This is a genomic window from Cryobacterium sp. HLT2-28 (assembly GCF_004402495.1).
GTDB classification, from domain to species: domain Bacteria; phylum Actinomycetota; class Actinomycetes; order Actinomycetales; family Microbacteriaceae; genus Cryobacterium; species Cryobacterium mannosilyticum.
This window is the reverse complement of record NZ_SOFH01000018.1, coordinates 246,283-258,473: the sequence shown is the minus strand read 5'-3', so window position 1 is coordinate 258,473 and position 12,191 is coordinate 246,283. Positions and strand designations below refer to the sequence as shown.

The 12,191-nt window shown below is 69.3% G+C and carries 15 protein-coding genes and 1 riboswitch; of the genes, 9 read left to right on the top strand and 6 right to left on the bottom strand.

What is annotated here, in order from left to right; translation table 11 throughout:
- Nucleotides 1–89 precede the first annotated feature (89 nt).
- A riboswitch (glycine riboswitch) is annotated at nt 90–187 on the bottom strand.
- 78 nt (nt 188–265) lie between these two features.
- The 3 genes from E3O48_RS08855 to abc-f are packed head-to-tail and all read right to left on the bottom strand — an operon-like array spanning nt 266 to nt 3,375.
- A complete protein-coding gene (locus E3O48_RS08855) occupies nt 266–883 on the bottom strand; it encodes an LON peptidase substrate-binding domain-containing protein (RefSeq protein ID WP_134538125.1) in 618 nt (205 codons plus the stop codon).
- Between the two features lie 42 nt (nt 884–925).
- The gene (locus E3O48_RS08850) at nt 926–1,714 is read right to left on the bottom strand and encodes a metal-dependent hydrolase (RefSeq protein ID WP_134538124.1); all 789 of its coding nucleotides are present in this window, start codon (nt 1,712–1,714) and stop codon (nt 926–928) included.
- Nucleotides 1,711–3,375, bottom strand: a complete 1,665-nt coding sequence (gene abc-f, locus E3O48_RS08845; protein WP_134538123.1) for a ribosomal protection-like ABC-F family protein — start codon at nt 3,373–3,375, stop codon at nt 1,711–1,713. The genes E3O48_RS08850 and abc-f overlap by 4 nt, the downstream gene beginning before the upstream one ends.
- 77 nt (nt 3,376–3,452) lie before the next feature.
- Between abc-f and E3O48_RS08840 the strand changes: the two genes are divergently transcribed.
- Nucleotides 3,453–3,809 (top strand): LysR family transcriptional regulator, encoded by a 357-nt coding sequence (locus tag E3O48_RS08840; RefSeq protein WP_134538122.1) that lies wholly within the window; start codon nt 3,453–3,455, stop codon nt 3,807–3,809.
- 64 nt (nt 3,810–3,873) lie between these two features.
- Here E3O48_RS08840 and E3O48_RS08835 read toward each other — a convergent pair whose 3' ends face one another.
- Together E3O48_RS08835 and E3O48_RS08830 are read right to left on the bottom strand one after the other, a co-directional pair.
- Nucleotides 3,874–4,593 carry a DUF2461 domain-containing protein gene (locus E3O48_RS08835; protein ID WP_134538121.1) on the bottom strand — a complete coding sequence of 240 codons (720 nt, stop codon included), beginning with the start codon at nt 4,591–4,593 and terminating at the stop codon, nt 3,874–3,876.
- Nucleotides 4,594–4,600: 7 nt separating this feature from the next.
- Entirely contained in the window at nt 4,601–5,170 is a 570-nt protein-coding gene (locus E3O48_RS08830; protein ID WP_134510590.1) for an HhH-GPD-type base excision DNA repair protein, read from the bottom strand.
- Between the two features lie 238 nt (nt 5,171–5,408).
- On the opposite strand from E3O48_RS08830, the gene E3O48_RS08825 reads away from it, so the two are divergent.
- The 5 genes from E3O48_RS08825 to E3O48_RS08805 all read left to right on the top strand — a co-directional run bounded on the left by E3O48_RS08825 (nt 5,409) and on the right by E3O48_RS08805 (nt 8,071).
- Nucleotides 5,409–5,783 carry a DUF805 domain-containing protein gene (locus E3O48_RS08825; protein ID WP_134538120.1) on the top strand — a complete coding sequence of 125 codons (375 nt, stop codon included), beginning with the start codon at nt 5,409–5,411 and terminating at the stop codon, nt 5,781–5,783.
- Nucleotides 5,784–5,952: 169 nt separating this feature from the next.
- Complete coding sequence (locus tag E3O48_RS08820) at nt 5,953–6,645, top strand: hypothetical protein (protein ID WP_134538119.1); 693 nt, start codon at nt 5,953–5,955, stop codon at nt 6,643–6,645.
- A 40-nt stretch (nt 6,646–6,685) separates the two neighbouring features.
- A complete protein-coding gene (locus tag E3O48_RS08815; protein WP_198413044.1) occupies nt 6,686–6,937 on the top strand; it encodes a hypothetical protein in 252 nt (83 codons plus the stop codon).
- On the top strand, nt 6,934–7,626 hold the full coding sequence (locus E3O48_RS08810) for a DUF2306 domain-containing protein (protein WP_134538118.1): 693 nt from the start codon (nt 6,934–6,936) through the stop codon (nt 7,624–7,626). The genes E3O48_RS08815 and E3O48_RS08810 overlap by 4 nt, the downstream gene beginning before the upstream one ends.
- A 172-nt stretch (nt 7,627–7,798) precedes the next feature.
- Nucleotides 7,799–8,071 carry a DUF2277 domain-containing protein gene (locus tag E3O48_RS08805; RefSeq protein ID WP_134510585.1) on the top strand — a complete coding sequence of 91 codons (273 nt, stop codon included), beginning with the start codon at nt 7,799–7,801 and terminating at the stop codon, nt 8,069–8,071.
- Nucleotides 8,072–8,194: 123 nt separating this feature from the next.
- Here E3O48_RS08805 and ychF read toward each other — a convergent pair whose 3' ends face one another.
- Nucleotides 8,195–9,268, bottom strand: coding sequence for a redox-regulated ATPase YchF (gene ychF, locus E3O48_RS08800; RefSeq protein ID WP_134538117.1), 1,074 nt, complete (start codon nt 9,266–9,268; stop codon nt 8,195–8,197).
- A gap of 84 nt (nt 9,269–9,352) precedes the next feature.
- Between ychF and E3O48_RS08795 the strand changes: the two genes are divergently transcribed.
- The 3 genes from E3O48_RS08795 (at nt 9,353) to rmuC (ending at nt 12,114) form a co-directional block, all read left to right on the top strand.
- Complete coding sequence (locus E3O48_RS08795; protein WP_134538116.1) at nt 9,353–9,976, top strand: exonuclease domain-containing protein; 624 nt, start codon at nt 9,353–9,355, stop codon at nt 9,974–9,976.
- A 33-nt stretch (nt 9,977–10,009) separates the two neighbouring features.
- The gene (locus E3O48_RS08790; protein WP_134538115.1) at nt 10,010–10,612 is read left to right on the top strand and encodes a hypothetical protein; all 603 of its coding nucleotides are present in this window, start codon (nt 10,010–10,012) and stop codon (nt 10,610–10,612) included.
- Nucleotides 10,613–10,710: 98 nt separating this feature from the next.
- Nucleotides 10,711–12,114, top strand: a complete 1,404-nt coding sequence (gene rmuC, locus E3O48_RS08785; RefSeq protein WP_134538114.1) for a DNA recombination protein RmuC — start codon at nt 10,711–10,713, stop codon at nt 12,112–12,114.
- The last annotated feature ends 77 nt before the right edge of the window (nt 12,115–12,191 follow it).

Here is a 12,191-nt window from a genome sequence, read left to right as displayed (position 1 = left end):
GTCAGGCCTGAGAGCTTCGCCGCCCCAACCGGGCGCGGCTTTCACCATGGGCGAGCCGCGCTGGTGCTGCGGCTACTTTTCAGAGTGGCCAGTTCGATGCGGTACGAGTACCTGAGAGATTGTCGGGGAGGATTGCTCCTTCGGTGTTCGCACGCCTGTCGGCGTCGAACTCTCCCGCATCGACCGTAATGGCCCGATATTCGGTTTTCGCCACCAGCCTAGCGCCCCGCGCCCCGCCGCCGGCACCGGGAGGGTGCCGGGCGGCTCACTCCTCCGGCCAGGGCGAACGGAAGGAGTCCACCGCCGCGGCCGTGTAGACGAGCACGGCGGTGAGCAGTCCCTCCATGGTCGTCGACCGCAGCAGGGCGATCTGGTCGAGCGGGCCGACCGGGGTGATGCCGGCCAGCTGCCAGGCGGCGGCCGTCGGGTCCTCGGAGAGTTCGACATCCGGCGACCAGGCCTGATCGGTGAATTCGCTGGCCAGGGCCAGGGCCCGCCGCACGGCCTGTTCGACCTCTTCCCGGAGCGGGTACAGGTCGTCGTCCCAGTCCAGCTCCGGGAGGTCGCGGATGAGGGCCTCCGGGTACGGGTCTTCGTCGAGCCATTCGAGCACCTCGATGCGCCGCTCACCCTGGGCGAGCACGCCGACGAACCCGTCGGATGCCGCCAGCTGGGTGATCTGGGCGACGGTGCCGTAGCGGAACCGGTGCTCTCCCCCGCCGACCTCCTGGCCGCGTTCGATCAGCACCACGCCGAACTCGGCCGGCTCGTCGGCGAGGATGCGGGACAGCATGACCAGGTAGCGTTCCTCGAACACCCGCAGCTGAAGCGGCAGGTAGGGGAAGAGCACGGACCCGAGCGGGAACATCGGCAGGTTGGTCATTCCCCCAGCGAACCACGCTGAGTCCCATCCGCCAAGGGCCGATCAGTGCAGGATCGCGGCCAGGTCGACGCCGACCTCGGCGAGCGCGGCGAACAGCATCCCGTAGCCGACGTAGAGGGTGACCGGGATCAGCAACGCCCATTCCCGGACGGAGCCCGCGTTGCCCAGCACCGGGAGGGCCAGGTAGCCGCCCGAGGTCCAGACATGCCGCAGGACGGGGACCTTCCGCCAGGCCCGTGGCGGCCTGGGCACCCAGGGCCAGAAGAGCGGCAGGCCGCCCGTGGTCAGCAGGTCGCCGGCCAGGTGCACCCCGTAGCCGAGGGTGATGCAGACGATGAACCAGTCGGAGCGCTCCGGCGTGAAGACCGTGATGCCGGCGGCTCCGACCAAGCCGATCAGCCACGCGATCGGCCAGGAACCCTGGGCCAGGCCCAGCGCGTAGCCGGCGAACGCGATCGCGGCGGCGCTCGCGGCGGCCACCCCGACGTCGATGGGCTTCTCGGCCCAGGGCGACTGCCACGACAACCGGTCGAGGCCGGTGGCGAGCAGCCAGACGCAGAGCACGGCGAGCAGACCGTGCAGCCCGTGCCGGTGGCCGCCCGAGGCGCGGGAGATCCCGCCGGTCACGAGCCGGCCGAGCACGGGAACGGAGCGCGAGATGGTGGCGGAGCCGTGGTCGGCGTCGGCGAGCAGTGCGGCCCCGGCGCAGAGGAGCGCGCCGGTGATCGTTCCCGCGGGAGACACCGGGAACAGGCCGAGGCCGTGCCCGGCGGTCGCCGTGACGGCGATCCACGCGGCCGCGCCGGTCATGGCGTGGTGGGCACCCATCATCCCTGGCTGACCTGCCCGGCGTCGACGCTCCAGCGCCGGTCGGTGGTGACGTTTTCGAGCATCCGCCGGTCGTGGGTGACCAGCAGAAGCGTGCCCTGGTAGGACTCGAGCGCCTGTTCGAGCTGTTCGATGGCCGCCAGGTCGAGGTGGTTCGTCGGCTCGTCGAGCACGAGCAGGTTGACCCCGGTGGCCTGAAGCAGGGCGAGGCCGGCTCGGGTGCGCTCGCCCGGGGACAACTCGTCGACGGGCCGGCCGACGTGGTCCGCCTTCAGCCCGAACTTGGCGAGCAGGGTGCGCACCTCGGCGACGGACAGGTGAGGCAGGAGCGCCTCGACGCGGGTGGAGAGCGGCCGATCGCCGGCGAGGAGCGCGCGCGCCTGGTCGATCTCGCCGATCCGCACGCTCGCCCCGAGTGCGGCCGTGCCCTCATCCGGGGCCTTTCGGCCCAGCAACGCCCGGAGCAGCGTGGTCTTGCCGGCCCCGTTGGGGCCGGTGATGCCGATCCGCTCCCCCGCGTTGACCTGAAGCGACACCGGGCCGAGGGTGAAATCACCCTGGCGGTACACGGCCGCGCTGAGGGTGGCGACCACGGCGCTCGAGCGCGGCGCTGCGCCGATGGTGAACTCCAGTTGCCATTCCTTGCGCGGCTCCTCGACCTCCTCGAGGCGGTTGATCCGGCTTTCCATCTGCCGCACCTTCTGCGCCTGCTTCTCGCTGGACTCGGCGGAGGCCTTGCGACGGATCTTGTCGTTGTCGGGGGCTTTCTTCATGGCGTTCCGCACACCCTGGCTCGACCATTCGCGCTGGGTGCGGGCACGACCGACCAGGTCGGCCTTCTTCGCCGCGAATTCGTCGAAGTCCTCGCGCTTGTGTCGCCGTGCCGTTTCGCGTTCCTCGAGGTAGGAGTCGTAGCCGCCGCCGAACACCCGGTTGGCGTTCTGGGCCAGGTCGAGTTCCAGCACCCGGGTGACGCAGCGGGCGAGGAACTCCCGGTCGTGGCTGACCAGCACGACGCCGCCGCGCAGCCCGCGCACGAACGTCTCCAGCCGCTCCAGCCCGTCGAGGTCGAGGTCGTTGGTGGGCTCGTCGAGCAGGACGATGTCGAACCGGGACAGCAGCAGGGCGGCGAGGCCGACCCTGGCCGCCTGGCCGCCGGAGAGCGCCGTCATCGGCGTGTCCTCGGCCAGGTCGGCGCCGAGCCGCAGGCCCAGCTCGGCGAGCACGATCGGCAACCGGTCGTCGAGGTCGGCGGCCCCGCTCGCGAGCCACCGGTCGAGGGCCCTCGAGTACACGTCGGCCGGGTCCAGGCCATCCGGACGGGGCTCAGGATCGGCGAGGGCGGATGCCGCGGCATCCATCTCGCGGGTCGCCTCCGCACAGCCGGTCCGGCGGGCGAGGTAGCCCGAGATCGTCTCGCCCGGCACACGTTCGTGTTCCTGGGGCAGCCAGCCGACGAAGGCATCGGTCGGGGCCAGGCTGACCGTGCCCGCCTGCGGGGTCAGGATGCCGGCGAGCAGCCGGAGCAGGGTGGACTTGCCTGCCCCGTTCGCACCGACCACACCGATGACGTCGCCGGGAGCGACGGTGAGGTCGAGTGAGTCGAACAGGGTGCGGTGCGCGTACCCTCCGGCGAGGCCCCTGGCCACGAGCGTTGCGGTCATTACTCCATGTTCTCATTGCAGCGCGTACCCTGTTACTGCCCCGTGACCGGCACGGCGGCAGTTCGAAGGGCTTTCTTGTGGATACCACCCTGCTCCGGCGTTTCGTCACGACCGCCGAAGCCACCAACTGGGGTGCCGCGGCGAAGACCCTGAACATGACCCGCGCCACCCTCCGCATCTCCATCCGCACGCTCGAGGACGAGGTCGGCGGCGAACTGTTCGTCACCGTCGACGACGTGCCCACGCTGACCCGCGCCGGACTCGAACTGCTCGAGGTCGCCCGACCTCTGGTGCGGAAGCCCGCGGCATCCGCGGCAGCCGCCGCACCGAAGGCTCCGGCGAAGGCCGGCGGCAAGGCAAAGGCCTCCAAGGGCCAGGGGCGTGCCCCCGCGGTCAAGGGTGCGCCGAAGCCCAAGGGGCGCCAGTCGCGCTGAGCCGTGCGGGGGTGCGGCCGTGCGCCCTGAGACTCTGAGACTCTGAGACCCGAGGGTCCGGTCGTCAGCGGGCTGATCGCCGCCCGGTCGCCGCCTCGCGCTCGAGGGGCGTGACTGCGGCCAGGGGCACGTTCAGGAAGTCGACGACGGGGGCGATCGCCCGGAATCGTTCGATCACGAGGTCGATGAACCCGTCTCCCAGTGCCGCCGCGCCCGGCAGGTTCGAGAAGAGCGCCCATCGCCGGTTCAGCAGCAGGTCGGCCGCGGGATGGTCAGCCGGGAACCCCTTCGGGGAGCGGATCAGCGGATGGCCGTCCAGCGGCTCGGTCAGCCGGACCAGGGACTCCTCGGCCAGAAGCGCCCGCAACCGGGCGTGGTGCTCGAGCAGGTGCCGGCGGATGGCGAGGAGCTGCGGCGGACCCGGGCTGTAGGAGCCCCCGGCGACCATGACTCCGTGCACGCCGACCTGGAGGAAGAACCCGGCGCCCCCGGTCTTCTCCAGACCCTGACGCGGCCAGGATGCGGCCAGGTGGGTCTTGTAGGGCGTCTTGTCGTTCGAGAAGCGCACGTCGCGGTAGATCCGCGACATGGCCTTGCTCGACGGCCGGATGTGGTCGGGGGCGAAATCGGCCAGCCTGGCGTTGACCGCGTCGATGACCTCCAGCATCCGTGCCTTCAGCTCACGCTCGTAGCTCGGCTTGTGCTCTTCGAACCAGTCACGGTTGTTGCGGTGTTCCAGCTCCTCGAGGAAGTCGAAGGCCTGCTCGCTGAAATGGGGACCCACCGCTGCCCTAGGCCTTCTTCGCGGCGGCCTTCGCCGCACGTTTGGTCTCGCGGACCAGGGCCAGCGACTCGGCGTCGACGATGTCGGCGACGGAGCGGTGCGAGCCGTCCTCGCCATAGGGGGCGGATGCCTCCCGCCACCCCTCGTTCGGCACCCGCAGTCTCTTGCCGAGCAGGGCGAGGAAGATCCGCGCCTTCTGGTCGCCGAACCCCGGCAGCGTCTTCAGCCGGCGCAGGATCTCGGCGCCGTCCGGGGAACCGGAGGTCCACAGGGAGGCGGCGTCTCCGTTCCAGTCGCGGGCGATGATGCCGGCCACCTCCTGCACGCGCGTCGCCATCGAGCCGGGGAAGCGGTGCACGGCCGGGCTGGTGCGGAAGACCTCGGCGAACGCGTCGGGGTCGAAACCGGCGATGGTCGCCGGGTCGAGGGTGCCGATCCGGTCGCGGATCTTGGCCGGCCCGGCGAACGCGATCTCCATCGCGATCTGCTGGTCGAGGAGCATTCCGAGGAGCAGGGCGAACGGATCCTCGGTGAGCAGGGTGTCCGCCGCGGGGTCGCCGGTGAGGTGCAGTGTCATGCCGCCATTGTGCCACCGGCAGGGGTGGTCCCGGCGGAGCTGCCCCGCCCCGCGAGGCGGTTTCCGACCGCGCCACAGGGAACGGCCGAACTGGACAATCACCACATGGATCACCACGCCCAGTGATGCCCAGTCACCAGGTGCCTCCGTAGATTCAGGTCTCGTGGAGTTCCCCGCTGAGGACCTCGCTGTGCGCTGAGCCCCACCACTTCCACGCCCGACTCCCTGAAAGGATCCCATGTCATTCCCCGCAGCAATCCAGATCGTCGTCCGCAAGTACGCGGATTTCACCGGCACAGCCGGCCGAGCCGAGTTCTGGTGGTGGATTCTCTTCACCACACTCGTCACCGCCGTGCTCGGCTCGCTCTCGGATCTGACGATGAACTCAGCGACCAGCTTGAGTGGGGCCTGGAACCTCGTCGTCCTCCTGCCCACACTGGCCGTCCAGATCCGACGGCTGCGCGATTCCGGTCACCGCTGGGGGAACATCTTCTGGCTCGCGCTCCCGGGGGCAGGACTCATCGTCCTCGCGGTGCTGCTCGCCCAGCCGTCCCGACCGATCGCAGCACCCCGGATCCTCGACTCGAATGCTCCGGAACCGGCACGGGCCTGATTCGAGGCGCCCGCACAATCACCACATCGATCACCACACCGGGTGATGCCCGGTCACCAGGTGCCTCCGTAGATTCAGGTTGTCGTCAGGCATCCGCCCGGGCATTTCAGAACATCCATTTCAGAACATCCATTTCAGAACATCCATTCCAGAGCATCGGAGAATCATCATGAGCATCACCTCGTCCACCCTCACCCGTGGGGCCGGCATCGCCGCCGCACTGTCAGGACTGATCTACATCGTCATCCAGTTCATCCACCCGGCCGACGAGGTCTCCTCCCTCACCACGCAGGCCTGGGTGACCGTGCACAGTCTCAGCTTCGGCATGGCCGTGCTCGGGATGGTGGGCCTCACCGGCGTCTACCTTCGCCAGGTTCGGCAATTCGGGTTGCTCGGCCTGATCGGATACGCGATGTTCGGACTCTTCTTCGTCCTGCAGTCGGCCTTCGTCTTCGCCGAGGCGTTCATCGCGCCGTTGGTCGTGGCCGACGCGCCGCAGTTCGCCGAAGACTTCGTCGGTCTCTTCGGCCGGCACCCGGCCGTGACCGACCTCGGCCCGCTCGCCGCGCTGCCCGGTGTCGGAGGCGCTCTCTACGTCATCGGCGCCCTGGTGTTCGGCATCAGCATCATCCGCGCCCGGGTGCTCTCCCGAGGAGCCGGCATCCTGCTGATCGCCGCCGCCGCCGTGACGCCCGTTGCCGGCGCGCTTCTCCCGCACACCCTCGAACGGATGGCCGCCATCCCCATGGGCCTGGCCCTGATCTGGCTCGGCTACTCCCTGTGGTCGGACCAGCGCAAATCCGCGGGCCGGAGCCTGTCCGGCGAAAGCGGCTCCCGCCTCGACCGCGCGACCACGGCCTGAACCCCGCCCCGGGCCCTTGGGAAGCGAAAGGAAGTGCGCGATGAATGAGGAGCACACGATGCCGGTCGGGCACGATCAGCTCGACCGGTATGAGATCCGCCTCCAGGGGCAGCTGGATGATTGCTGGAGCGACTGGTTCGCGGGCTTCACACTGACAAACGAGACCGATGGAACGACCACCCTCACGGGATCGATCCTCGATCAGGCTGCCCTGCACGGGCTGTTGCGGCGGGTCAGCAACCTGGGCGTCACATTGGTCTCGGTCAATGTGCTGAGGAGCGGACAATCATGACGAAAGTCGTCGCAACTGCCGCGATCCCCCGCGGCAATCGCAGGAAGGGCCCTCGAACAGGGTGGCTCGCGCCCACCGGGTTGATCCTCCTCAGCCTCATCCCGATCCTGGCCGGGGCGGCGCGACTCGGCGAGTTGACCGGCGGGGCCGTCGCCACACCGCAGAACGCCCGGTTCCTCGACTCGCCCGTGCCCGTCGTGACGCACATTGTGAGCGTGACCGTGTTCAGCCTGCTGGGCGCGTTCCAATTCGTTCCCGCACTCCGTCGCCGCGGCTGGCATCGCATCGTCGGCGGGATACTCATCCCCGCCGGGCTGATCACCGCCCTGTCCGGCATGTGGATGACCGTCTTCTACCCGCACCCGCCCGGCGACGGCGTGCTCCTCTCGGTCCTCCGGCTGGTCTTCGGCGCCGCGATGGCGGCGAGTGTCGGCCTCGGCATCCGCGGAATCGTGCGCCGGGATTTCCTCCGGCACGGCGCGTGGATGACCCGGGCCTACGCGATCGGCGTGGGCGCGGGCACCCAGGCGCTACTGCTGATCCCCGAGTCGATCTTTTTCGGCCCGGCCGCCGAACTCCCCCGAGCCGTGGCGATGGGGGCAGCCTGGGTGGTCAATCTCGCGGTGGCCGAGTACGTCATCCGTCGTCGCAGCGAGAAACTCGCATCCACGCACAGGATGTCCGGATGAGCGCGGCAGTACGGTCGGATCGCATCCGCCGGCTGCGGATCTCCTGAATTCGCCACGCACATCCCGCGGGTTTGCGGGCCGTGCCCTGGCTCGGTCGAGGGGTGGACTCTGACGGCACAGCGAAGCGGACATGCCGGGTGACGACGCCCGGACACCTGGCTATTCTGGGTGCATGTGCCGGAACATCCACACTCTGCATAATTTCGAGCCCGCCGCCACCGACGACGAGGTCCACGCGGCCGCCCTGCAGTTCGTGCGCAAGATCAGCGGCTCCACGAAGCCGTCGCACGCCAACGCCGAAGCGTTCACCCGCGCTGTCGAGGAGATCGCCCACATCTCGAGACATCTGCTCGACGACCTCGTGAGCGCGGCTCCCCCGAAGAACCGGGAGGTCGAGTCCGAGAAGGCGAAGGCTCGCTCGGAGAAACGGTTCGCCGCCGCCTAGCCACGCCTGCGCCACCTCGTCTCAGCCCGCAGATCGATCCAACTGTCGCCGGGACGGACAACTGCGTCCGGCACACCAGCCACACATGTCCGTTCCGGCGACAGTTGCGCCCGACATCACGGGCTACACGTTGAAGCGGAACTCCACCACGTCGCCGTCCTGCATGACGTATTCCTTGCCCTCGATCCGGGCCTTGCCCTTCGAGCGGGCCTCGGCGATCGAACCGGCGGCGACCAGGTCGTCGAAGGAGAAGACTTCGGCCTTGATGAAGCCCTTCTGGAAGTCGGTGTGGATGACGCCGGCGGCCTGCGGTGCGGTCCAGCCCTTGTGGATCGTCCAGGCGCGGGTTTCCTTCGGGCCGGCGGTCAGGTAGGTCTGAAGGCCGAGGGTGTCGAAGCCGATCCGGGCGAGCTGGTCGAGGCCGCTCTCGGCCTGGCCGGTGGAGGCGAGCATCTCGGCGGCGTCCTCGGCGTCGAGCTCGCTTAGCTCCGACTCGAGCTTGGCGTCGAGGAACACGGCGTTGGCCGGGGCCACGAGCGCGGCCATCACGGCGAGCTTGTCGGCATCCTGCAGCACGTCTTCATCGACGTTGAACACGTAGATGAACGGCTTGGCGGTGAGCAGGCCGAGTTCCCTGATCGGTTCGATGTCGAGGGTCGCGGAGGACAGCGGCTGCCCGGCGTCGAGCACGGCCTGCGCCTTGAGCGCGGTCTCAAGCACGATCGGGGGCATCTTGCGGCCCTTGACCTCTTTCTCGAAGCGCGTGATGGCCTTCTCGAGGGTCTGCAGGTCGGCGAGGATGAGCTCGGTGTTGATGGTCTCCATGTCGCCGGCCGGGTTGACCGCGCCGTCGACGTGCACCACGTCGGGGTCGGCGAAACCGCGGATGACCTGCGCGATGGCGTCGGCCTCACGGATGTTGGCGAGGAACTTGTTGCCGAGGCCCTCACCCTCGCTCGCGCCGCGCACGATCCCGGCGATGTCGACGAACGACACCGGCGCCGGCAGCAGCCGTTCGCTGCCGAAGATCGAGGCGAGCGCCGCCAGCCGGGAGTCCGGCAGGTTGACGATGCCCACGTTCGGCTCGATCGTGGCGAACGGGTAGTTCGCCGCCAGCACGTTGTTCTTGGTCAACGCGTTGAAGAGGGTGGACTTGCCGACATTGGGCAGTCCGACGATTGCAATAGTAAGAGCCACGAGAGTCCATCGTACCGGCTGGGCCCGGTGCCGCGCTCTGGCGCCGGGGGAAGCCGTGTCGGCGGCCCGTGAGAGCATGAAGGGGTGCCAGTCAATTTCACCGCCATCGACTTCGAGACCGCAAACTCTTCGGGCGCTTCGGCCTGCTCCGTCGGGCTGGTGAAGGTTCGCGACGGACGTGTCGTCGACCGGGTCGGCTGGTTCATCCAGCCCGCACCCGGGCACGACGCGTTCCTCGAATGGAATATCAAGATCCACGGCATCCGTCCCACGGATGTCGTCGGTGCGGCCACCTGGACGGAGCAGCTCCCCGACCTGGTCGCGTTCGCCGACGGCGACCATCTCGTCGCCCACAACGCCGGCTTCGACCTCGGCGTGATCAAGACGTCGTCCACGGTCGCCGGCCTCACGGTTCCCGATTTCAGCTATGTCTGCAGCCTTCAGGTTGCCCGGCGCACCTACCAGCTCGATTCCTACCGGCTGCCCGTGGCCGCGATGGCGGCCGGGTTCGAGGGGTTCGCCCACCACGACGCCCTCGCCGACGCCGAAGCGTGCGCGGCGATCATGATCCACGCGGCTGGGCGGCACGACGCCGACACCCTCGAAGACCTGGCCCGCATCTCCGGAGTCAAGATCGGGGCGATCGGCCCGGTCGCAACCCAGGAGATGGCCGCCACGCACGGCCCGATGGCCCTCAACCACCCGTAGCGCGAGGCCCGCCCGGAAGAGGAGAATCGGCGGATGCGCTCCTCCGACGATCTGCCGGGCAATCCCTGGCCGCACGACATGCAGGTCAGTGTCGAGGAATGCTGGCCCCCGTTGATCTACCTGCTCTTCGTGCGGAGCGCCTGGCGGCTGGACATCGATGCCGTGCCCCGGCTCGATTCGGAGCCCGACCCGGGCTCTTCCCATCGCCCGGAGAACCTCGACGTCGATGCCGCACGCAGGCGTTGGCTGTCCGAGTGGAAGCGGGCCTGGACGCACTTCGACCCGCCGATCTTCCGGGTCAGCACCCCCGACGAGATGACCCAGCACCTCCTGGACACCCTCACCGATGACGAGCTGTGGAAGGCGACCTCGACCTGGCCCTCGGAATTCTGGGGTTCCGGCATCGACCCGGACGCCTGCGAGAGGTGGCGGTCGTCGATGGCCGCCCCGCTCGGCGACCTCCCCGAGAACCGCGTCATCCCCGCCCTCGCCGAGGCCTGGCGGGCCGGGCTCAGCACCGTCATCCAGCTGCCCTACCTCGGTTCTTTCGCACTCCGGATCAACCGGGAGCACCTCGTCGTGTCGCCGACGACCCGGAACGATCCTGACCTGTACGGCCGGGCGCTCGAGTCGTAGCGCGGATTCCGAACTGACGAGCGCCGGCGCGTCGACGAACCTGCGCGGCCCGCCGCCCTATTCCCGGCGATGTCGGTGGGCGCTGGCAGAGTAGTGGCATGGATCCCTGGCTCACACTCCTTCTCGGCATCGCCCTCGGCGCGCTGCTCGGCGCCCTGGGCGCGCTCGTCCTCGTCCAACGGCGTGGAGTGCAGCAGCGCGGAACGGCCGCGAGCACCACCCCGGCCGAGGACCCCGCATTTCTGGTGGCGCGGCACCAAGTGGCGCTGGCCGAGTTGCGCTCCTCCGAGGCGGCCGTGTCGGCCATTCTGCGGGAGGAACTCGCGTCGGTGCAGGCCACGACGGATGCCCTCCGCGAGCAACTCGCAGACGCGCAGCGCCGCGCGCGCGAGTTCGACGAGCGTCAGCGCGCAGAGACCGCCGCCCGCACGCAACGCGAGCAGCGGGAAAGCACGGTCCTGCAGGCCCTCGCCCCCGTGCGGGAAAGCCTCTCCGAGATGCAGAAGAAGGTTACCGAGCTGGAGGCCCAGCGCAGCGTGCAGCACGGCGAACTCAGCCAGCAGCTGCGCAACGCCACCGAATCCGAGGAACGCCTGCGCAGCACCGCCGAAACCCTGGCGTCCGCCCTGCGCTCCAACAGCACCAGAGGAGTGTGGGGCGAGACCCAGCTGCGCAGCGTGGTCGAGGCCGCCGGCCTCATCGAGCGCGTCGACTTCGACGTGCAGTCGAGCATCAGCTCCGATGCCGGGGCCGGCCGCCCCGACATGGTCGTGCACCTGCCCGGCGGCAAGAACATCGCGGTCGACGCCAAGGTTCCGTTCACCGCGTTCCTCGAGGCGAGCCAGATTCCGGCCACGGCGACCGGGGCGGAGGGCGCCCGGCGCACCGCGCTCCTCGGAGCGCACGTCAAGGCGGTGCGCGACCACATCAGCACCCTCGGCGGCAAGGCCTACTGGCAGGGGCTCGAGGCCTCCCCCGAAATCGTGATCGCGTTCATCCCCGGCGAGTCGCTCGTCTCGAGCGCGCTCGAGGCCGACCCGTCGATCATGGAGTTCGCCTTCTCCAGGCGGGTCGCCCTCGCCTCGCCCGTCACGCTCTGGTCGGTGCTGAAGACCGTCGCATTCACCTGGCAGCAGGACGTGCTCACCCACGACGCGAAGGTGCTCTTCGACCTCAGCCGCGAGCTCTATGCCCGGCTGTCGACCACGGCGACCCACATCGAGAAACTGGGCCGTTCGATCGAACGCACGGTGAAGGACTACAACGGGTTCGTCGGCTCGATGGAACGCCAGGTGCTGCCGACCGCTCGCAAGCTCAACGCCCTCGACGAGTCAAAGGTGCTCGCTCCGCTGGCGGCCATCGAAGAGAGCACCCGGGAGCTGGCGGCCTGGGAGTTCGTGGCCGAACTGGAGGCCGCGGAACGGGACGCGAGCGACCTCGACACCAGCGACCTGGACGCCGTGGCGCTGGCGACCGCCGGACTAGACGGGGGCCGGGATTGAACCATCGGCGGGAAGCGCCGCTCTCCGCTGACCGTTCGTGGAACGCGTCGTCCTCCCACCCGTCGGCGCCAGAGGAG